Origin of the sequence: Mesorhizobium sp. C399B (assembly GCF_030323185.1) — a bacterium.
Classification (GTDB): Bacteria; Pseudomonadota; Alphaproteobacteria; order Rhizobiales; family Rhizobiaceae; genus Mesorhizobium.
The window spans coordinates 4,502,630-4,524,656 of the sequence record NZ_CP100472.1 but is presented as its reverse complement, the minus strand read 5'-3'; the positions used below and the strand labels follow the sequence as shown (position 1 = coordinate 4,524,656).

Annotated in this window: 14 protein-coding genes, 2 pseudogenes and 1 riboswitch; of the genes and pseudogenes, 10 read left to right on the top strand and 6 right to left on the bottom strand. The window is 59.0% G+C overall.

Annotated elements, in window-relative coordinates; genetic code table 11:
- Window positions 1–52: 52 nt before the first annotated feature.
- The 4 genes from metK to metE all read left to right on the top strand — a co-directional run bounded on the left by metK (window position 53) and on the right by metE (window position 8,135).
- Window positions 53–1,225: a methionine adenosyltransferase gene (gene metK, locus NLY36_RS21520; protein WP_023737103.1), complete on the top strand. Its 1,173-nt coding sequence runs from the start codon at window positions 53–55 to the stop codon at window positions 1,223–1,225.
- Window positions 1,226–1,331: 106 nt separating this feature from the next.
- A complete protein-coding gene (locus NLY36_RS21515; RefSeq protein ID WP_023737104.1) occupies window positions 1,332–2,324 on the top strand; it encodes an adenosine kinase in 993 nt (330 codons plus the stop codon).
- Between the two features lie 1,100 nt (window positions 2,325–3,424).
- A complete protein-coding gene (locus tag NLY36_RS21510) occupies window positions 3,425–4,918 on the top strand; it encodes an alpha,alpha-trehalose-phosphate synthase (UDP-forming) (RefSeq protein WP_084026291.1) in 1,494 nt (497 codons plus the stop codon).
- 568 nt (window positions 4,919–5,486) lie between these two features.
- Window positions 5,487–5,688: riboswitch (cobalamin riboswitch) on the top strand.
- Between the two features lie 119 nt (window positions 5,689–5,807).
- Window positions 5,808–8,135 (top strand): 5-methyltetrahydropteroyltriglutamate--homocysteine S-methyltransferase, encoded by a 2,328-nt coding sequence (metE, locus tag NLY36_RS21505; RefSeq protein WP_023737106.1) that lies wholly within the window; start codon window positions 5,808–5,810, stop codon window positions 8,133–8,135.
- 443 nt (window positions 8,136–8,578) lie between these two features.
- On the opposite strand, the gene NLY36_RS21500 is transcribed toward metE, so the two are convergent.
- A complete protein-coding gene (locus NLY36_RS21500; RefSeq protein ID WP_023737107.1) occupies window positions 8,579–9,634 on the bottom strand; it encodes a cytochrome-c peroxidase in 1,056 nt (351 codons plus the stop codon).
- A 955-nt stretch (window positions 9,635–10,589) separates the two neighbouring features.
- Here NLY36_RS21500 and NLY36_RS21495 point away from each other — a divergent pair.
- Entirely contained in the window at window positions 10,590–10,943 is a 354-nt protein-coding gene (locus NLY36_RS21495; RefSeq protein ID WP_023737108.1) for a hypothetical protein, read from the top strand.
- A 137-nt stretch (window positions 10,944–11,080) separates the two neighbouring features.
- On the opposite strand, the gene NLY36_RS21490 is transcribed toward NLY36_RS21495, so the two are convergent.
- Window positions 11,081–12,049: a glycosyltransferase family 10 domain-containing protein gene (locus NLY36_RS21490; protein WP_084026292.1), complete on the bottom strand. Its 969-nt coding sequence runs from the start codon at window positions 12,047–12,049 to the stop codon at window positions 11,081–11,083.
- Between the two features lie 159 nt (window positions 12,050–12,208).
- Window positions 12,209–12,833, bottom strand: a pseudogene (locus NLY36_RS21485) (ISL3 family transposase); the annotation flags it as partial.
- A gap of 398 nt (window positions 12,834–13,231) precedes the next feature.
- On the opposite strand from NLY36_RS21485, the gene NLY36_RS21480 reads away from it, so the two are divergent.
- Window positions 13,232–13,702: a Ros/MucR family transcriptional regulator gene (locus NLY36_RS21480; protein ID WP_023737111.1), complete on the top strand. Its 471-nt coding sequence runs from the start codon at window positions 13,232–13,234 to the stop codon at window positions 13,700–13,702.
- Between the two features lie 218 nt (window positions 13,703–13,920).
- Here NLY36_RS21480 and NLY36_RS21475 read toward each other — a convergent pair whose 3' ends face one another.
- Window positions 13,921–14,133: a cold-shock protein gene (locus tag NLY36_RS21475; protein ID WP_023737112.1), complete on the bottom strand. Its 213-nt coding sequence runs from the start codon at window positions 14,131–14,133 to the stop codon at window positions 13,921–13,923.
- 345 nt (window positions 14,134–14,478) lie between these two features.
- Between NLY36_RS21475 and NLY36_RS21470 the strand changes: the two genes are divergently transcribed.
- The 4 genes from NLY36_RS21470 to NLY36_RS21460 all read left to right on the top strand — a co-directional run bounded on the left by NLY36_RS21470 (window position 14,479) and on the right by NLY36_RS21460 (window position 18,030).
- Window positions 14,479–14,733: a hypothetical protein gene (locus NLY36_RS21470; protein ID WP_023671853.1), complete on the top strand. Its 255-nt coding sequence runs from the start codon at window positions 14,479–14,481 to the stop codon at window positions 14,731–14,733.
- Between the two features lie 1,004 nt (window positions 14,734–15,737).
- Window positions 15,738–15,980 carry an insulinase family protein gene (locus tag NLY36_RS31805; protein WP_023737115.1) on the top strand — a complete coding sequence of 81 codons (243 nt, stop codon included), beginning with the start codon at window positions 15,738–15,740 and terminating at the stop codon, window positions 15,978–15,980.
- Window positions 15,981–16,032: 52 nt separating this feature from the next.
- Entirely contained in the window at window positions 16,033–16,242 is a 210-nt protein-coding gene (locus tag NLY36_RS31800) for a hypothetical protein (RefSeq protein WP_502882019.1), read from the top strand.
- A gap of 330 nt (window positions 16,243–16,572) precedes the next feature.
- The gene (locus NLY36_RS21460) at window positions 16,573–18,030 is read left to right on the top strand and encodes an NAD-dependent succinate-semialdehyde dehydrogenase (protein WP_198020876.1); all 1,458 of its coding nucleotides are present in this window, start codon (window positions 16,573–16,575) and stop codon (window positions 18,028–18,030) included.
- Between the two features lie 691 nt (window positions 18,031–18,721).
- Here the strand turns inward: NLY36_RS21460 and NLY36_RS21455 are convergent.
- Together NLY36_RS21455 and NLY36_RS21450 are read right to left on the bottom strand one after the other, a co-directional pair.
- A pseudogene (locus NLY36_RS21455) lies at window positions 18,722–19,707 on the bottom strand (IS481 family transposase); the annotation flags it as partial.
- A gap of 184 nt (window positions 19,708–19,891) precedes the next feature.
- A complete protein-coding gene (locus NLY36_RS21450) occupies window positions 19,892–21,895 on the bottom strand; it encodes a class I tRNA ligase family protein (protein ID WP_023736371.1) in 2,004 nt (667 codons plus the stop codon).
- Window positions 21,896–22,027 lie beyond the last annotated feature (132 nt).

The window sequence follows — 22,027 nt, the reverse complement described above, 5'->3', positions numbered from 1 at the left end:
GTGGGCCAAGCAAAATGCCCATACCACATCCAACACCCGAAGCGAGGTATTCATGGCTAGGCAGTTCGTGTTCTCTTCCGAATCGGTTGGCGCGGGGCACCCGGATAAGTTGGCCGACAACATCTCGGATGCCATCCTCGATGCCATCCTCCGCACAGATCCCAAGGCGCGCGTCGCCTGTGAAGCGTTGGTAAAATCAGGGATAGTCGTTCTGGCTGGCGAGATTACCAGCGATGCCCAGGTGGATTACAGCCAAGTTGCGCGCGATACGATTCTCGACATTGGGTACGACGACGAGGCCGTCGGCTTCGACGGCCGGCGTTGCTCCGTCGTCCATGCCCTCACCGAGCAGTCGCCCGACATCAGCCAAGGCGTTGACGAGGGAAGAGGGCAAGACCTCCAGCAGGGAGCGGGAGATCAGGGCCTCATGTTCGGCTACGCATGCCGCGAAACCGATACCCTGATGCCTTTGCCGATCCAGCTCGCTCATCGCTTGACGAAACGGCAGGCGTATGTCCGGAAGGCACAGCTTGGCTGGTTGCGTCCTGACATGAAATCCCAAGTCTCAGTGCGCTATGAGGGGTTGCGCCCGGTCGCCCTGGATACCATCGTCGTGTCGACGCAACATGACGAGCAGGTCTCGCAAGAGACTGTCCGCGAGGGCGTCATTGAGGAAATCATAAAGCCTGTCCTGCCGACCCACCTGGAGACGGAAGGCATCAGAATTCTGGTCAACCCGACGGGGCGGTTCGTAGTCGGCGGGCCGCGCGGCGACTGTGGTCTCACGGGACGCAAGATCATCGTCGATTCCTATGGCGGGATGGGTCGTCATGGCGGCGGCGCCTTCTCGGGCAAGGACCCGTCCAAGGTTGACCGCTCAGCTGCCTATGCAGCCCGCTATGTCGCAAAGAACATCGTCGCTAGCGGACTTGCGGACGTGTGCGAGGTGCAGCTTGCTTACGCAATCGGCGTGGCCAGTCCGGTTTCCGTCATGGTCAACACGTCGGGGACAGCCAGGGTTGAGGAAAGCAGGATCGAGCGCCTCATTCTTGAGTTGTTCGATCTCAGACCGAAAGGCATTATCAAGATGCTTGATCTCTTACGCCCTATATACCGCAATACAGCGACCTATGGCCATTTCGGCCGTGAAGAGCCTGATTTCACCTGGGAGAAGACAGACAGGGCGGACGAATTGCGTCGCGAGGCAGGACTCGCCGCCCCGTGAGAGCCGCCGGCGAACGGATTGGCAAGCGGAAAGCCCATTCCCACCGGGCGGACCCGCGCCTGGCAGGTGGCGAGAAGCCGGCTCGGGTTTTTTGGCGGAGATTTTGATGCCGGATTATGACGTGCTTTGCATCGGCAATGCCATTGTCGACATCATCGCCCAGTGCGACGAGGAATTCCTCCAGACCAACGGCATCATCAAGGGCGCGATGAACCTCATCGACACAAGGCGCGCCGAACTGCTCTACAGCCGCATGGGTCCGGCGATCGAGGCGTCCGGCGGCAGCGCCGGCAACACGGCGGCCGGTATCGCCAGGTTCGGCGGCCGCGCCGCCTTCTTCGGCAAGGTCTCCAGCGATGCGCTGGGCGAAATCTACGCGCACGACATCCATGCGCAGGGCGTCGCCTTCGACACCACGCCGCTCAAGGGTGAGCCGCCGACGGCGCGTTCGATGATCTTCGTCACCCCCGACGGCGAACGCTCGATGAACACCTATCTCGGCGCCTGCGTCGAGCTCGGCCCGGAGGATGTCGAGGCCGACAAGGCGTCTGGCGCCAAGGTCACCTATTTCGAAGGCTATCTGTGGGATCCGCCGCGCGCCAAGGAAGCAATCCGGCAGACGGCGAAGCTGGCGCACGCGGCAGGCCGAGAAGTCTCCATGACACTGTCGGATTCGTTTTGCGTCGACCGCTACCGCGACGAGTTCCTCGACCTGATGCGCTCGGGCACGGTCGACATCGTCTTTGCCAACAGCCACGAGATCAAGTCGCTCTACCAGACCTCGTCCTTCGACGAGGCGCTGGCCCAGATCCGCAAGGACTGCAAGATCGCCGCCGTCACACGCTCGGAAAAAGGCTCGGTGATCGTGCGCGGCGACGAGACCGTGGTCATCGAGGCGACCGCCATCAAGGAACTGGTCGACACGACGGGAGCCGGCGATCTCTACGCCGCCGGTTTCCTGCATGGCTACACGCAGGGCCGCAACCTCAAGACCTGCGGCGACCTTGGCTCACTGGCGGCCGGCCTGGTGATCCAGCAGATCGGCCCAAGGCCAAGGCAGAATTTGCGCCGCGAGGCGGAACGGGCTGGGTTGCTGTAGATGCGCGGGCAACTAACCAGCTGCCCAACCGACGCGATCATCGCAGTGGCGGAACTGTGTCAAAGCTCGCTGATAACGACAGCCATTCGCTTCGGAGAACTGACCGATGCTGCTGCCGTGAAGCTCGCTGGAAGGGGGTGCAAGGCGGGCATGCCTTGACGGCATTCACCGTCATCGAGATCGCCACCGGCATTTTCCAGAAGCTCAGCTTGGGGAAGGCCAGTAAGGTTCCTGAGGTAACGGAGAACTCGCGGCGTCCGTCGGAGCACTTGACTTGCGATCACGTCCCACGATGCCGAATGCGGGCAGACTGGTTAGCCATTGGTCTGGGACCAGCGGAATTGGCAGCAAGGCTTCATCTTCGTCATCTCGACGAGGCGCCGGATATGAAGCCCGGCATTCCGCGGATATTAGGAAGTGCTCGCCTAGCTGGTATTTCACACATCCGAACCTAGGCATCGCGGTCTGGCTTCCACGATTTTGGGATCGTCGAGGGCAACGAGGAAGGGATTGCGATAAAAACGGACCCTGACGGGCGGAAAGGGACTATCCCGCCCTCTCCGATCTCCGTGTCAAAGCTCTTCGGCAGACGCAGAATCGCATCACGGGCCGGGCAGCCTTGGCGGCAGCGACATAGTTTCAGTTCATTTCAACAGGTGCTGGCGCCTACTGGGTGTATCTCTTATCCGAACAATCGACAATTACCGCAAGCACGGTCCGCTCGATCGCGTCGCCAGCTATTTTTCGCGATAAGCAGGTTCTTGAGGGCGCCGAAGCGGAAACACGACAATCCGTCGCCATTTGCTCCCACGCTCGTCAGATTCTCGTCAGCAGGGGGTGTGCCAATTTGGAATTCCAGTTGCTCCATCTGGGGGAAATATTCAACGGAGGCATGAAATGGATGCATTGAACAACGCCAACTCGCCGCGCCGGAACCTCACATGGCAAACTGGGGCTGTTCGCGAACTAATCACTTTTGAACAACCCATGAGAGACTTGCCACAGGAGCCAGAACAACAAGCCGAAGTTGGCCCGTCCCGTCCTGTTGTCTCAGCCGCAGACCAGCGCTTCAACACGGCGGCCCAGCAGCCACATAGGAGTTGCTTATCGCAATTTCCAATCGCGGTGCGACTGTCAATTCTGATCAGCCCAAGACAGGCGGGCTTTCGGCGGCCCTGGAGTGCGTTGTGGAGCGTTCCGGCGCGGTCTGGGTAGGTTTTTCCGAGCATCTGGGCGACGGCGATAAGCAACAGGTGCCCCTCGTACAGCGTGGCAACGGTCAAATCGGGTGGCTCGCTGGGCCGGCAGCGGACTATCCTCGGTACTATCAAGGTTTTGCAAATTCAATATTGTGGCCGGCGCTCCACTCGCTGCCGGACCGGATCTCAGGCTCGGAAGAGGATTATAAAAGTTATCGCGACGTCAATGCCTTCATGGCGCGCGCGGTGTCCGAATTGGGAGATAACGCAGTCTACTGGGTTCATGACTATCATTTCCTGCCGCTCGGCGCTGATTTGCACAGACTCGGTATTGACCGGCCGATCGGCCATTTCCTGCATACGCCATGGCCCGAGTCTGACACGATGGAGCGCGTGCCCAATTCTGGCGAGCTAATGAAATGTATGCTCGAGTATGATCTGCTCGGTTTCCAGACCGACCGTGATGTGAGCAATTTCCTCGCCTGTGTCCAATCTCATTTGGGGCTGGAGAGCAAGGACGGGGTCGTTTTCTCGGACCATGGCCAGACGCAATGCCAAAAGTTTCCTATAGGTATCGATCCGAAGCAATTCGAACAGTGTGCCGCAGATTCGCTTGAGGCGCAGAAAGCCTACATTTCGCAGTTGAAACTTGGCGGAGCAAAGCTAGTTATCGGCGTCGATCGGCTCGACTACACCAAGGGCATCGACAATCGGATTAAAGCTTTCGATCTGCTGGCAGTCGAGCCGCAACGTGTCTCGCTCTTGCAAATCGCAACTCCCTCACGTGGCGACATCCAAGCGTACAGCGAATATCGGCGCGACGTCGAAAGACTCGTCAATCAAGTCAACAACCGGCATGGCACGGACGAGTGGATGCCGATTATCTATGAGAACAGGTCGTTCACCCAAGCTGAGATAGCGGGTCTTTACAGAGCCGCGCGTGTTTGCGTTGTGACGCCGTTGCGCGATGGCATGAATCTTGTGGCGAAAGAATACATTGCTGCACAAGATCCGAGCGACCCTGGCGTTCTGGTGTTATCGAAGTTTGCCGGCGCGGCCGAAGACTTCGGCGAGGACGCCCTGCTGGTAAATCCGAGGCTCTCCGACGAGATAGCTACCGCGATCTCAAGAGCGGCCAGCATGCCGCGCGAAGAACGCATCCAACGCTGGCGGAGGATGATGGACAAACTTGAAGCGTATACGATCCACCATTGGTCAGCGGACTTCGTTCGGCAACTGGACAGCAGCCGGGTTAAGGTCCCTGCGGATCACTTCCACTATGTTGGCTTGGGCTGGATCAGCGAGGCCCAAATGCCTTCGTATCGGACCGAGCCAGAATTGCACACCGCGCTGACGCGTGCACTGGATAAAAACTGGGTCCTGCCGATCGTATGATGCAGAATATGAAGCACGCGAGCTTTGCCTGCATTTGCGCATCCCTCAATGCCGAGCGCTTGGAGAGAGAGATACTTATCCTGACCGCCTGAATGCGGCTTAAGCGGCTTATCGGGACCACAGTCGGGCTTTGCATCAGACCCTTGAGCCAGGCTCCGTCAGTGTGGTCTTTTGCCGCCGAGCGGAGTCATCACGATTGCCTAGTCACCCGTGATGACGACTGGCGTGCCAATTCCCCTCGGACCACGGTTTGGCGCTCACTCCGAGAAAACCGCTTCTACCACGCACGCACGGCTTGCGGCCGCATCGTTAAACATCGCCACCAATGCGATCTTCTGCATTCTAATGACGTTGTAACGCGCTTGAAGTCTTGTCCGAAATCCTTCATCGGCGACCTGCGAGGGATGTCGCAGCCCGACAGGGATCCATTAGTTGGACTATGGTGGCAGCGGAGCAGCGCCGCCAATGGGCGACTGAATATTTCACAATGTTAGACAAGCGTAAAAGCGAAATCACATAACGACATAAACATTTCGTTATGCGTCATTGACAAAAGAGCGGACTGCTGTGATTGTCTGCGTGTCGTGGTTCTCGCGTGCGGCGCTGCCGCAGCGGAGCTAAGAGGGAAGCCGGTGCAATGCCGGCGCTGCCCCCGCAACTGTTAGCGGCGAGCCAACCCCACTCATGTCACTGAGGCGAATACCCTCAGGAAGACGGGTAGAGGCTATGACCCCGCGAGCCAGGAGACCTGCCACGGCGAATTACGTCCACGGGCGGGGTGTCTCGGTGGCCGCTGCAAGCCGGCGTTCGTGCCGGCCTGCTAGCGCCTTCCTTGTCATCGACGCCCCAACCATCGGGGTATGACATGACTGACTCTCAGGAAATTCCTATAGCAACGCTCGGCGTGCCGCGCTTCGGTCGTCGGCGAGAACTGAAATTCGCGCTTGAAAGCTACTGGTCCGGAACATCGTCCGCTGGCGACCTTCTCACGACGTCGAAGGCGCTCCGTGCCGCTAGCTGGGAAGAGCAGCGCGATCGCGGCGTGTCGAAAATCCCGTCGAACGACTTCTCGCTTTACGACCATGTGCTCGACACCGGAGCCATGGTCGGGGCCGTTCCATCCCGTTACGGCTGGAATAGCGGCGAGGTCCCACTTGACATCTACTTCGCAATGGCGCGCGGCAACCAGGGTCAGACGGAGGATTGTGGACACGCTGGTCACCAGGAGGAGGCTCATGGACCTGGTGTAACCGCGATGGAAATGACCAAGTGGTTTGACACCAACTACCACTACATTGTGCCGGAACTCGATGATGATCAGACGTTCGCCCTCTCGTCATCGAAGCCGGTCGATTACTTCCTCGAGGCTAAAGCTCTCGGCATTCACACACGCCCAGTCATCCTTGGACCCATCACCTTCCTCAAGCTGGCGAAATCGCCTGCCGAGGGGTTCGGTCCCATCGCGCTCCTACCGCGGCTGCTGCCCGTTTACGAGCAAGTCCTGCAGAAGCTGAAGCTGTCGGGAGCCGACTGGGTGCAGATCGATGAGCCAGCGCTTGTCCTCGATCTGAACCCGAACGAACGAGCTGCGTTCGAATTCGCCTATGGCCAGCTGTCGAAAGCCGCGCCCGAGCTGAAGATCATGCTGGCTACGTATTTTGGGTCGCTGGGAGACAATCTCGAAACCGCGGTTTCTCTGCCCCTGGCCGGGCTGCATATTGATCTCGTGCGCGCTCCCGAGCAGCTGGAAACGGTGGGTCGGCTCGCTCCGAAGGATCTGGTGCTCTCGCTTGGCTTGATCGATGGCCGCAACGTCTGGCGTGCGAACCTGCCCGCCATTCTCGACCGCATCAAACCGATCGTCGCCGGCTGGCCCTTGGACCGCGTCGAGATCGCGCCTTCTTGCTCGATGCTGCATGTGCCGATTGATCTGCGCATGGAGACGGAACTCGACGCCGACATCAGGTCGTGGCTCGCCTTCGCGGCCCAGAAGACCGACGAGCTGGTCTTGCTGGCCCGGGCCCTGTCCCAAGGCAGGGATGCGGTGGCAGGCGCGTTGAAAGCGTCTGCCGAGGCTGCCGCCACGCGCGTGACATCCACGAGGATCCATGACCCGCTTGTTCAGGGGCGGATCGCTAGCATTGAGGACAGCGCGAAGCGACGAGAGAGCGCTTTTGGCGAGCGCTCCAGAGTCCAAGCCGGCTCACTCGGGCTGCCGCCGTTCCCGACGACGACCATCGGGTCCTTCCCGCAGACGCCGCAGGTACGCAAGGCGCGGGCCGCTCATGCGAAGGGCCAGCTGAGCTATGTCGACTATGAGACGTTCCTGAAGAAGGAGATCGAGGCTGCAATTCGCTGGCAGGAAGAGATCGGGCTGGACGTGCTGGTGCACGGTGAGTTCGAGCGAAACGACATGGTACAGCATTTCGGCGAGCAGTTGTCCGGCTTCGCGCTCACCCAGCATGCCTGGGTACAAAGCTATGGGTCGCGCTACGTGCGTCCCCCCATCATTTTCGGCGACGTATCGAGGCGCAACCCGATGACAGTGCGCTGGTGGCAATTCGCCCAGTCGCTTACGGAAAAGCCCGTGAAGGGAATGCTCACAGGCCCAGTCACCATTCTCAATTGGTCTTTTGTTCGCGACGACGTACCCCGCTCCGAAGCCTGCCGCCAGATCGCGCTCGCCATCCGCGACGAAGTGAGGGATCTCGAAAGGTCCGGCGCAAGGATGGTCCAGATCGATGAGGCCGCGTTTCGCGAAGGATTGCCACTGCGCCAATCTGACTGGAAAGTCTATCTCGACTGGGCTGTCGAATGCTTCCGGATCGCTTCAACGGGTGTAAAGGACGCGACTCAAATTCATACCCACATGTGCTATTCGGAGTTCAACGAGATCATTCACGCGATCGCTGAAATGGATGCGGATGTCATTTCGATTGAGACGTCGCGCTCGAAGATGGAACTGTTGGACGCCTTCACGAGCTCCAAATATCCGAACGAAATCGGTCCCGGCGTTTATGATATTCACTCACCACGCGTCCCGGAAGCCGGCGAGATTTCGGACTTAGTCATGCTTGCCCGCGAGCGACTGTCCGACGGCCAACTGTGGATAAACCCGGACTGTGGCCTCAAAACACGCAAATGGGAGGAGGTCCGCCCTGCCCTCATGAACATGGTCGCTGCGGCGCGCGCGCTCCGGCAGAAAGTGCAGGCGTGAGGCTTCTCTTCCTCACCGTGTGGGGAGTTGCCGGCTGGCGGACGTCGGCCGGGAATATGCCAACCCGATCACACTCTTGGAATAAGCCACTCGGCGAAAATGTGCAATTTGCCTTCGGCACGTGTCCTCATCCCGCAGAAATATGAATGTGACACTACGCTATAGTATTGGTCCTTGGGAACATACAGGCCCCGCGCCTCGAACAAATCGTACACACGTCGTTTCTCAAAGTAGACTGCTTGGCATGTTCGCCCAGGCGGCGACAATATATGGTGCTGCGCGTCTGTCCGCTTCCCCAGCTGATTCGCGCAGACTACGGGCGAGGTGGCAGGTTTCGGGTATTGCTAGCCACCCGCCAATTCGGAGATGGATGTGGCAATTCGTGTGGCCCAAGTAAAAGCCGCAATCATTTTCGATTGCGACGTCCGCAGCCAGTTGGCCCTTTATTTTCCTGAGATCTGCGTTACAGGCCGGGGCGTTGTCGCCGTTTCGGAGGGTAAGATGGGATAGGCGACCTCGGGTGCCTCTCCGGTCAGCGAGTTGAGGAAGGCAACAAGCAGGTCAACTTCTTCGTCCGCCAGTACTACGCCAAGCTGGGTGGTCCCCATGATGGCGACGGCCTGTTTCAGATCCCAAACCTTGCCCGAATGAAAGTATGGCGCGGTGAGTGCAACGTTGCGCAGCGGCGCCACGCGGAAAACATAGTAGTCATCGGCTGCATTGGTGACCGCAAATCGGCCCTTGTCTTTGTCCGGCAGGACCTCGGCGCTGGGCTGTTCCACGAGGCCGAATGGGAAATAGGCTTGCCCACCAACGTTGATGCCGGCATGGCAGGACGAGCAGCCTTTGTCCATGAAAAGCGCCAGGCCCTGTTTCTGTTCGGAAGTCATGGCAAGCTCATCACCATTCAGGAAGCTGTCGAACGGGGCCGGTGTGACCAGTGTCGCCTCGAAGGCTTCGATCGCCTTGGCGAAGTTGTCGAAGGTGACCCGATCGGCTTCAGCCGGAAAAGCTGCATCGAACCACTCGACATATTGCGGCATGGACTTGAGCGTGGCGATGACTTGGTCCGGTGTATTGGCCATTTCGATGCCGGCTTGGACCGGTCCCTTCGCCTGAGCCTTCAGGTCTGCGGCACGACCATCCCAGAACTGAGCGATGTTGAAGACAGCGTTCAGTACAGTCGGCGCGTTGCGCTGTCCCTTCTGCCAACCATGGCCGATCGAGGTTTCGTGATTGTCGTCGCCGCCGGTGGCCAGGTTGTGGCACGAGTTGCACGACAAGACGCCTGACGCCGAGACGCGTGGATCGAAGAACAGTGCCTTGCCGAGAGCGATCTTTTCCGGGGTGATCGGGTTGTTGGCGACTGTCGGCGTGGTGGATGGCAAAGCCCTGAAGGTGGCCAATGCCGTATCTCTGAGGTCGGTGGGGATCGAATCCGCAGCAAAGGCGGTGGGTGCCAGCAAGGTGACAGCCATCGTTCTGAATAGGATTTTCATAAATGGTCTTCCTGCGTCGTGCACGCAGCCACTATGCGATCTGCGGCTCATGAACGCCCTGAGCTAGATCAGTTGAGGGAGAGGATCGGGGTCTGGCACCCGTTTTCGCGGCGGAGCTGGGACCCTCTTGGAAGTGATCGCTGTTGTCGATTGGACTTCAGGGAGGAGGAGTATCCCTGCTCGGCAACCGGTTGGATGTAGCAAAGCACGCACTGAGTGCGCTTCGTAGATTCGGTCACTGCGATCTTCCAGCCATCGTTGAGAAAGTCGATAGCATCTGCAAGACTTGGCAATCTCTTGCACCATGTGCGCTGCACGCCTTGCGAAAAGTGAGCTTCTGAAACCTCAGGGTTCATTCGTTCCTCCTGACCTGCTGATTGCGTGAATCGGCCTTATCGACACCCGCGGACTGCACATTGTGGTGTCACCAGCGATGGCGGTCTCAATACCTAAGCAGCAACGGTCTATGCGACAGTATGGATGTCCTGTCGGAATAGCCGGTTCGCCTTATCGACGTCACACCGGCATATAGCTCCGCTTCTACGAACATCCCATCACGCGAGGAAAGACATGGCCAACACGCGCAGTATCGCCAATCTAGCCCTTGTGTCGGCGCGGCGCTTGAGCAGGTCCACCGGCTGTAAGTGCCTCACACCTTGATCCACAGATCCTAGGCGATGACCACGTTGTCGTCATCATTTGACGGACGCGGGGCATTGGCCCATAAGCGAGCCACCGCAAACTGTGCGGTTGCCAATGCGTAATGATGTGAATTGGAATGATCTTCGGTTTGCGAAACACGCACGTCCGACGCAGCTTGCGTTGACAGAGGCGGTTTTACGCGCAATAGCACTTCCGCCGGCCTATTTTTGTGGAGTTCAATTGTGGTTCGGCCAAGGGAGCTGGGCGCCGGACCGGCCCCGTGTAAACCTCATCAAAGAGAGAGAGACCCTGCATGGAAGAATTCTTACCGCGCATCGCCACTGGTGCCGGCATCGGCCCGGCTCTCGCAGAGAAGGGCGTTGGGTTAATGCTGGGTTTCCTGCAAAGCCACGCGGCCGACGGTCCCGTTGCGCGCATGATCGAGGCCATTCCGGGAGCTTCGGAATTAGTAGCGAAGTATCATGGCGACGACCCAGAGGGTGGCGGCCTTATGGGGCTTGGCCAGCAATTGATGAGTGAGGGTCTCAGCATGGCAAAGATCGCCGGCCTCGCCAACGAGACGATCGCCTGCGCCAAGGAACATGCCGGCGACGAACTCGTGGACGAGGTCCTCAATTCCGTTCCTGGCCTTCCCCAGTTCGTCTGATCAGCGGCAGCCGGGGGCGCATGACCTCGTGCGCCCGTGCCGGCCCGTCTGCGCAGCAGGCATTCTCCGCCGAGCATTCCGTACCGATCTCGCCAGACCACCGACCGCCGGGCACGCGAAGCGAGCGTTGGAGTACTTCATTCGTCTATTCCAAAATCGACCTCAGGCGAATCGATGTGTATAATTTCCGGCGGTAAGGGTTTATCCTGAACGCTTTCGATGAAGCTCGCGAGATAAGCAAACGTATTGTATTTCTCGAGGACCAACCGCTTCGCCTCTCTTATTGCGCCGCGACGTTCCTTCCAGAGGTCCGAGTTGATGATTTCTTGAATTTTTGGGATTACGTTCTTGTCCTCTGGGTCAATCAGAACCATAGAGTCCGAAGGGAAGAACCTCGTGATTGCAGGGCTGCCGTAATAGATCGGCATTGTTTCAGCAACGAAGCAGTCCATAAGCTTCTCTGTAAAATAGTAATCAGCACGAGTATTCTCGAACGCTATACTGTAACGGTAAGGTGCGAGTGCGTTCCATTTATCTCCAATCAGCCGAAAACCTCGGCCGAACAGGTCAAAATCGAGCTCCTTTCTCAGCCGTTCCAGAAACGCCAGCCGATATCGATGTCCTTTAAGCAGGGCGATGTCACTGGTAATCCATGAGAGCCGAAGCGGCTTATCCACGACTTCGCTGACCAGAAGTTGGTCATATGTCTTGTTTACAGACCAAGACCGAGTGATAGGTGGAGACAAAACGAATCGGCGCGCTGCATTCTGCCGAGCAGCCAGCTCTGCGTCACACGTCAGGACGATAGTATTTTTCCCCTGCCCTTCATGAAACGCGCGATGAGCTTTCGTCGGCGGTTCGCCGATTGCAAAAATTGTCCTGTTTGGGCTCGCCTCGATATCAACAGGGAGCCCAAAAAGAGAAGCAGAGTTAAAGACGATATGCCAATCGGGCACGAAGGATGTCGTGCGAACAAAAGCGACATTGTTCCAGATTCCACTCCCCTTTGGAGTGAGATGGTGGATTGCATCATCCAAAACGCCCCAAGAATCTAGACATGTAGCAACAATGGGCGCCGGGCGTTCCGTCAACAATTTGGCCGACAAAGCAGTTCCACTCCCTCACTCGTGAAGGTACTCAATGGCCATTCAGGATTGCGGTAACATTGGGCAGCATAAACCTTCCGGGACCCGCTGTCGAGGCAATTGTCGCTTTGCACTTGACCAGGTTCTTCCTCGCTTTGTGCGGTGATCGGGCCGGCTGAGTGGCAGCATGCGTGCCCAAAGGAGTTCGCAGCCCGCTCTGCCTACATCGTACGTTTAATCGTCTTCAGGCGGTTGCAGCCCTTTCGCCTGCCGTTGCTCGATAGTTCAATGGCATCGCGAACGGCGTCAACGTCACGGCGTAGGACCCTACCGAAACGCGGGATGGCGACGAACCCGGAGTTGACGCCACGTCGATCGAAGTGTCGAGCTTGCCCAATTCACAGGCCCCGCAAAATGCCGCGGAAGCGCATGGCAAGCCTGCGCATAGTGGCAAACTCATGTGACCCCTGCTTCAGGACGTCGACCTTTGTGGCCTGGTTGATCGTCAGCACATCCCGAGGCTTCGTGCAGAGGGCCGGGGCCACTACCGGCGAGATCAGACGGCCGGTCGCGGGATTCCGTATGGGACAGCGTCGTCTGGCAGGTTGACGCGTATGATTGAAGCAGGCGACGCACTGTCCTTGCCCGGCCTCTCGGCACGGCGCCAGCTTGCGAGAAGCCGCTCCAGATTCGAGAAGCTGCCCGTGTCGCCGCGCTGTTAATCGTGGAACAGGTGTCGTCCGCAGCGATTGCCGTCTCTCGAGGACCGGCAAAGAAACGCCTCGAAATACATTGATGTCCTTGGTTACCAGCGGCGGTTCCCAGCCCCTTGGAAGAGCGGCTCACCGGGCGATGAACTTACATTTGGCCATTGCCAATGAACGTCCATCGTCCTGACGCCCACCAGCAAGCGATCACGATCCCTCGATTTCACAGTGCAAAGAAGTAAAGGGGGACACAAATAGCGCGCTTAGCCTCGACTACTAGCAACTTCGGCGCAAAGTTACAGCCGGGACGCGCCACGCACCACGGCAGGGTCGCCAACAACGAGTGGCTCAGCGGTCACGACGGGAAATATGGCGCATCGATGTCGCTTCTGGACGAGCATTGGCAATAACGCTGTCGAGACATTGTTGCTTTCAGCGGCAACCGGCCCTATGAAGCGACGCTTCGCTGACTATGTTTCACCGCCTGGAGAGTTTCATGACAGAAGAAGCCGGAAAAAACGTCGACACCCTCATTGAGCTTGCCGCCGATGTCGTGTCGGCCTATGTCTCCAACAATCCGATCCCGGTGGGGGATCTCCCTGCCCTCATCGGCCAAGTGCATGCGGCTCTGACAGCGACGGCCGGAGGTGTCTCTGCGCAAGAGCCGGTTGCCCTTACGCCTGCAGTCCCGATCAGGAAATCGGTGACACCGGACTACATCATCTCCCTTGAGGACGGGAAGAAATTCAAATCGCTAAAGCGCCATCTGTCGACCCACTATGGGCTGACGCCGGATGGATATCGGGCCAAATGGGGCCTGCCGGCGGATTATCCCATGGTCGCGCCGAACTACGCCGCGGCGCGCTCGACATTGGCCAAGACGATGGGGCTCGGCCGCAAACCGAAGGCGCCGGAAGCGCCGGAGCCTGCGCCGACGAAGCGAACCCGCAAGAAGGTCGCGGCTTGATTTCGGCAATCGAGATTCGTTCTGGAGCGTTGCAGCCATCGGCTTAATCTGCGCGTCATATAAAAAGGCGGGGCCAACCCCGCCTTCCTTTCAAACAACCTTGTTTCATGAGGAATTCGCGACCCTGCAGCAATCTGCTGCCCTCAGTTTTTGCTCGGTCCCATCGAGCGGCCGTGAGGACTTATGTGCTTACTCTTGCCAGGACGCAGGAGAAAATTTTAACCAGCTTTGCTGAGGCTGCCAGCGGAGGACTTGCCCGTGCGGCGATCCTGCTCGATCTCATAGTTGATCTTCTGGCCGTCAACGAGGGTCGAGAGGCCCGCGCGTTCGACAGCGGAAATGTGGACGAAAACATCCGGACCGCCATTGTCGGGCTGGATAAATCCAAACCCCTTGGTGCTGTTGAACCACTTTACCGTTCCAGTCGGCATATACTTGTTCCTTCTTTTACAATGCAACGTGGGCAGGCCATTAGGCCTGTCCGAGTCATAGCCGAGAGTTGGGCGCAGCAAAAAGCGAAAAATTGTTAAGCCCCGATCAGCTGGCGCACTCCTTTGTGGGCGTAGCCGCCAGCAAGCACTGTCCTACACTACCGCTTGAGCGTGGCCGGAAGCGCACAATTTCTTCCAACGCTCCTCAGCGCCACGTCGATGGCTCGGGTTTGGAGGCGCGGGACGTAAGGCCGACCGCTGCTCGTGCCGCCAGGTCAAAGGCCGGGTAGTTCACGGAGCTGCCTTCGTGCATAACACCTTGGGAGCGCCTTAAGGAGTTTCGTGTTGGATTGTTTCAAGAGGGTCGAGGGGTTGATCGATGCGACCAGCGTGGAAGCGATCGATAGCGCGCGCGTTTTGCTGGACCAGTTCAAGGGCAAGTCAGAAACAATCGCCCAAGCGATTGACGACTTCCTGCTTGATTTCATGACCTTGCTGTTTGTGGTAGAAGCCACCCGCGAGCAGTTCCACAATCCGGCGAGGCGGTTAGCGCGCATCAGATTGAGCAAGGTCAGGCTGTTACTCACGCGATGCTCTTGACCTAAGCGACCACTCCGCCAGGCATGCATTTGCAGCCGAGCGCACCAGGCGGTATTTTACGCACATGAAATCAATCGCGACCGCTAAATTCTGCTGTTTGGTGCCCAGGGACGACGGCAAGCGCGGACAGCTTCCGTGCTGCTGTCCTGCAGCGGCAAATGTGCTGCATGCCTCCATCCAAGGCGAGCTCGACGTTTGTTTCTTACGTGACCAAGGTCCCGCGAAAACACTCCCCTTCCCGCAGCAACTCATCACGTTCAACGGCCTCGCGGCAGGCCATCACGCCAGAAGAGAGCAACGGCATCGTTTTTCCCGCCCAGTCCTACGACCTCGTTTTCCAGCGCCTCGCGAATGTCGACACCCGCCGTTTTTTTCAGGTCCGTCTTCGCGCGCGAGCTGGCTCCGCGCCCACTTAGCTACGCTGCTCACGTCTCTACCCCTCAGCACCGCTCGGTCTGACTGTCGAGACATCGGTCCGCTGGAGCGACAACATTTCAATTCTGACCGTCGGTGCAGCGGCCTTCGAAGCGCGTCCAGTACCCCTCCCCGGCAGCGCGCCTAATCGTCTTCCGAAGGAAGAAGATATTCTCAGTCGTGCTCGCGTCGCCTTCAGCCCTGTTCAATCGCCCACAATGTCGGATGCGCAACATGGCAGAGCCCGATTTGTCAACAGCCTCCAATGGTTTTCTGATCTGGCACCGTGCATGCCTGGTCGTCCGCAAGACGTCGCGGACCAAGGAAAATCCCTCCAATGGCCACCTCCCCAAGAACACCGCCGCAGGTCTCCTGGGTCCATCCGAAGGTGAGGCTCGAGTGAGCCCTGGGCCCATGATTCATCTGACTCGGCGCTGCCCGCCGATCCTCCCACGGGGAGGCGAAGACGCAGCGCGTTCATTAAAAAGAGGAACAAATCACTTTTGCCTCGAACCCTTTGCCTTGCCAAACGCAGCCATCGATCGCCCCCCTAGCTGCGCAAGGCGTTCACTGCCACCGCCCTAGCCCTGGTGACGACAGCTCCGGCTCTGGCCGCCACCGACGGCGGCAAGATCGCGGATTTCCTGCTCGGCAATGGCATGCGTCGACATCCCCGATCACCGCGCGCCAATCGTGACTCATATGGTCTGGTACAAGGTCGGCAGCGCCGACGAGCACCCGGCAAACCCGGACTTGCCCATTTCCTCGAGCGTCTGATCTTCAAAGCGACCACCAACCGCGCCAACAGCGAGTTCACCGAGCCGTCCAAGTGAGTGGCGGCTACAATAACGCCCTCACCGCCTCTGACTCGTTTTGGGCGAGATGATGGGCTTCGAGGCCGATCGCATGTTCAACCTCATCCTCAACGAGGATGTTATCAAGACCGAGCGAAATGTGATCCTGGAGGAGCGCCGTTGGCGCAGAGAGACGAACCCACAGGGTCTGCTGGACGAGGAGGTCAACACGACATTGCGGCCAAATCAGCCCTACCGCATTTCCGGTCAAACGGCTGGATGCGAGAGATGGAAAAGCTGAACGGCACCGACGCATTCACGATCTACAACAAATATTGCCGACCGAACGACGCGGTGGCCGGCACGTAGAACCAGGCGCTGGCCGCGAAGACCTATGGCAGGGTTGTGCGCGGGCCGGACCTGCCCGCGCGCAACCGCCGGTCGAGCCCGGCTAGTAGAACCGCGACTCATCTTCTAGCGAATTCAGGTATTCTCCCTTTCCAGTTGGCAACCGTGGTCTGCTAGCTGTCTGGCCGAGGTCCTATGAGGAGCTTGGAAGTCCGGACTACACACCGAACCTGCTATATACGCCTGGCGTTGAGGAGGAAACCGATTGCCCCTGTGCCCGCCGATGATCCGTCACCTGAGATCCCCTGACCTGTTTGGACCCATCGATCGCCTGCCGGCACTTGGCACGCGGATTAGAGAGCGGACATTCGAGGTCCTCAACCCGTCGACCGGCGAAGTGCTGGCAGAACTACCTGACATGGGAGTCGAAGAGACATGCGCTGGAATCGAGAAGGCCTATGTCGCGCAGCCTGGATGGGCAGGGTTTACCGCACGTGAGCGCAGCGATGTTCTATGGCGATGGCATGAGTTGATCATCGACCACACCGACGATCTCGCTGCAATTCTCACCGCGGAGATGGGCAAGCCGCTTGCCGAGGCCAAATCGGAGATATCGCATGCTGCGGCGTATCTGCAATGGTACGCCGAGGAGGCAAATCGCGTCTATGGCGAGACGATCTCCGCACCATCGACGGACCGCCGAATGCTGGTGATCAAGCAGCCCATCGGGGTGGTCGGCACGATAACCCCATGGAATTTCCCGGCCTCGATGGTGGCGCGCAAAATCTCGCCAGCCTTGGCGGCGGGCTGCACGATTGTCCTCAAGCCCGCTGAACAGACGCCGCTCGTGGCTGGAGCAATGTTCGCCCTCGCCCATCAGGCAGGCTTCCCCGAAGGCGTCGTCAACCTGATCTATGCGTCCGAAGGTCACGCGGTCGGCCGCGAACTTTGCACAAATCCCAAGGTCCGCAAGATCAGCTTCACCGGCTCTACTGAGATCGGGCGCTTACTTATGCGCCAGTGCTCGGACCAGATCAAAAAAGTCAGCCTAGAGCTCGGCGGCAATGCACCCTTCATCGTTTTCGATGATGCCGATATCGATGCCGCGGTTGACGGTGCGATCCAGGCGAAGTACCGCAATGCCGGCCAGACCTGCGTTTCAGCGAACCGCCTTTACGTCCAGTCGGGCGTTCACGACGAGTTCGTCGAGAAATTCGTGGAACGGGCTCGCCAACTTCAAGTTGGTGACGGTTTCGCGCCCGGAGTGGACATCGGACCCCTCATCGACAAGCAGGCTTTGGCCAAGATTGAATCCCATATTGCCGATGCCGTAACTAAAGGCGGCGCAATCCGATGCGGGGGCAAACGCCTCGGCACGAATGGCACGTTTTTCCAACCAACGGTCCTGACCGGTGTCACCAGCGAGATGACCGTCGCGCGAGAAGAGACATTCGGGCCGCTCGCACCGATTATTCGCTTCAAAGATGCGGATCAGGTCGTCCGCGATGCCAATGAAACGATCTACGGCCTCGCGGCCTATTTTTATGCCACGAACCTGAAGCGTGTCTGGCGTGTCGCCGAGGCCTTGGAATATGGAATGGTCGGGGTAAATACCGGCCGGATGTCTTCGGAAGCGGCGCCGTTCGGTGGGATAAAACAGTCCGGCATCGGGCGGGAGGGATCCCGCCATGGCCTCGAGGACTACCTCGAAATGAAATATCTCTGCATGGGCGGTATCTGAAGCATCGGCTTGCAGGTTCACAGACGGGGCACCTAGCGAGCGATGTCCAAACATGTGAATTGTAGAATCGCTCCTCGATTGGGAACTGAGGGGCGGTCCGCACCCGAGCAAACACCCAATCCTGAGGAGCCCCCTAAAATAGCTGGATGTATCTCTCGACGAGACAAGCGTCTGCATTTTCGGCGAAGACGGCGCGCATGCGACGGAGGATACGCTTGCGATTTGGCGGCCCTCGCCGACTATCCTCAGGCGACGGGTTCGTTGCGCGGTCTGGTCGGAAGCTTGTGCACCAAGCCATCGTCAACGCTGATTGAGCAATATCCGGCTTCAGGGGCAGAATTTGGACCTGCTCCATTCTATCAGTAGCTCAGCTGTTCTTCGGCTGACTGCCGCGCCGGTACACGCTCGCACAGAATCGAAGGTACCATCACGCGGCATTCGCATCCACACTGGTGATCGGCGCACGGTCCAAGGCGCGCCAGGTTGACCAAGCGGGTCGAACCGAATGACAGCATTGACCGGCTGGAGGACGGAAATCCCGATGCCGAAGAGGTTGGTCAGCCCAGTCGAGCCCACACGCATTTTCGGCACGAACAGCAAGGGCTGGGAAGCGATCAGCCGAGCGGTCCTTGAAGGCGGGCCAGGGTTGTTTGACGACGCGTTGGGTCAGGTCAGCTAATCTAGAATAGATGTTTAGTCCCGGCATTTGCTGGAGCGGATCGAGTTTGAAGCGTTCCGGTTGTGACGCCCACGCCTTGCAGATGAACTCGTAGGGCGTAAGGCCTTTGAGGGTCTTGAGCCTGCGACCGAAGTTGTAGGCCGAGATGAAGTCGGCAAGGTGCTGGCGGAGTTGGTCGTGGCTCTCGTAATAGAAACGCCTGACGGTTGCATCCTTGATAGTCCGGTTCATCCTCTCGACCTGGCCGTTGGTCCACGGATGCCTTGCCTTGGTCGTTCGGTGCTCGATGTCGTTCGTGGCGCAAGCGTATTCGAAGGCATGGGCCCAGAAGCGTTCGCCGTTTGCGATGGCCTCCTTGATCAATGGCACGGCCGAACCGCCGGCGCCGGGCGTCGTGAACTGGATACCGTTGTCGGTGAGGACAGTGTGGATCTTGTAGGGCACGGCCGCGATCAGGCGCAGTAGGAAGTCTCTCGATATGGCGGTGGTGGCCTTCTCATGCAGTTCGACGAAGGCGAATTTCGAGGTGCGGTCGATAGCGACGAACATGTGCAGCTTGCCCTGTTCTGTGCGCACCTCGGCGACGTCGATGTGGAAGTAGCCGATCGGATAGCTCTTGAACTTCTTCTTCGCCGGCTTGTCGCCTTCTACGTCCGGCAGGCGGCTGATGCCGTGGCGCTGCAGGCAGCGATGCAGTGATGAGCGCGTCAGGTGTGGGATCGTCGGTTGTAAGGCATAGAGGCAGTCATCGAGTGGCAACAGAGTGTAGCGCCGGAAGGCGACTATGACGGCCTCCTCCTCGGGCAAGAGCACTGTCGCTCTAGGCTCTCTCGGACCGGTCGGCAAATCTGCCACCGAGGTCCGTTCCCGCCATTTGGCAACAGTCTTTTGGTTGATCCCGTAGCGCTTCGCCAGCGCCCTCAGGCTCTCTTGACTTGCTGTATCGCTCGACGGACCGCCTCTGTCGTCGTGGCGCTCCCATGAAGAACCTGGCCCATAGCGCATCCCTTGATTCGGAGGACAAGGATGCCCCATCAAAATCTGGGATCAAACATCTAGGCTCTACCGTTCAGAGCGGCTTCCCTCGCCAGTGACAACGAGTCAAGATATTTGGCATCGTCGGCTTTGATTGCCGCGCAGATCTGGTCGAGATGGGGACAGCTCACTGGTGCACCTTTGGGCTCATAGTGTTTCCTCGTCGTCGAGATGAGGATTGCCGGATTTGGCGTAGAACACCAACACGGGTCCGAGATCAAAGCGCGTCCCGGGCGCAAGGCGCTGGACGGACCGGGGCCATGTTTCGGTTGAGGCGCCATCGATGCCTCGCGCCAGCGTTTTGGCGAAGCGGGGCATCAGCGGAGCGAGTGTCGGTGCCAGGATCGCAGCGGCCGTCGTCTGAAGGGCTAGCGAAGTCCGATTGCGGGCAGGATAGAAACGTCGCGCCGCCGCAAAGTCTCGCGCCCCGCGGTAGATAACGCAATCGCGCACGAATTCGCAGACCTGAGTGGCCGCGCGCCGAACCGAGAAGCCTTCGTCCGAATAGGCGCGCTCCATCGCAGCGCGATGGATCTCTATGCGAGCAAAGAAGGCGCGGTCGACCGGGCTCCAGTCGCCTGCATCGGGTACACGGCAGGCAAAATCCTGCTTGATTTCCTGGTTCAACGCCTCAAGCCAGTTCAGCCAGATGCTATGGAACACCTCTTTCTCGGTGCGGCGCAGCGCGTCCAGCGTGAAATCCGTCCGCTCACCTTCCGGGCGTGTCAGGCCCAAATGAAGGCGCACGACGTCGACTGTCTTTGGGCTCAGAACCTCCTTGCCCCAGACCGCATGGCGGCAGCTGGTTGAGAACTTCTTGCCGTTGAGCAGGTAGAACTCGTTGACGTGATAGCGAATGCGTGGCGTCCAGTGGGAGAAGACCTCGGCGTAAAGAGCCGGGTAGAGTAGCGCGTGGTAGAACGAATTGTCGAAGCCGAAGAAGTGGACAATCTGCCAGTCGTTGCCGGGCATCTCCGCCTTCCAGTCGCGACCCATCGAGCGGCCGAGCGCCTGGATGTTGTACAGAAAACCGAATGCCATCTCCGGCCACACCCAGATCACCTGCCCCGGGAACCCCTCGGCCGGCAGGCCCCAGTCCGAGGGGTGGGTAACGGGCACTGAAAAGTCGCCGCGTTGGCGTAGGCGCGCGAAGAGATCCAAGATCCGTAGCGGGACGCCCGACGCCCTTAGATGCCGGTCGATATTGTCGTAGCATTGGTCCATGGCAAGTTCCGGACGGCGGACGGAGCCGACCAGCGGCGCCTCGGCAGACTGCCGTGATTGGGCTGCACGCAGGTCGTGGCAAAGGTTTGGGGCGCCGCAGTCCTCGCAGATGTTGCCACCCGCGGACCCGCCGCAATCGGGGCAGAGGCCGCTTACATCCGGTTCGTAAAGATAACGGCCTGTCACGGCATCGAAAAGCGCAGGGCTCTGGCGTAGATCTATCGCCGTGCTGCTCAGAAGACTGCGGAAACAGGCGGCTTGAAACTCCCCGTAATCGTCATCGCCCGTCGTGAGTTGGAAGCTGTGGACCGCACAATCGAAAAGTGCAAGCGTGGCGCGAATCTCGTCGGCATAGTAGCGCGCCACGTTTGCCGGCGTCGATTGATCGGCATCAGCGCGCGCGGCGACGTAGCTTTGAAAATCATCGCTCCCAGTCAGATGATAGGCTTCGACCCCTTTCATGCGCAGGAAGCGCGTGTAGACGTCGGCGCCAAAATAGGGGCCGGAAAGATGCCCCAGATGCAGATCGCCATTGGGCGTCGGCGGCGTGGAGAAGACGAAAGTCGGCCCGCGGGGAGCCGTGAGCTTTGCAGCGACATGATGAGCGGCGTCGTCGTCTCGCCAGTAGACATCGACGAAATTTAGGTCTTCGTCCCCATGGTTGCGCAGCACATGCGCTTCAAAAGGGTGGAACACAACGACGTCACCCGCCTCGACCGAAATTTCCCCACGGTCGGTCGTGACCCTGCCCGCGCCAGACAGGACCACGAAGGCTTCGATTTCGTCGTGCCGATGGGGCTCGGATGTGACGCCGGGTCCAACCTTTCCCAATGAAAATCCCGTGCGAGCGCTGCCCGTTCCAAGCGTGGCCATGTCGATACCGAACGCCCGCGACAGCTCCGTTCGACAAAACGAGTACTTGCGCATGACAACGAACCTAACCTGTTGAAGCAGTGGGATTTCGGCTGCCAACGCAACAGCCTCCCGTGCAATTCGTGGAGAGAAACGGTAGCCCGACCCGTTGACGGTGCCAGGATAGTGCAGCTCTGGGCCGGCAAG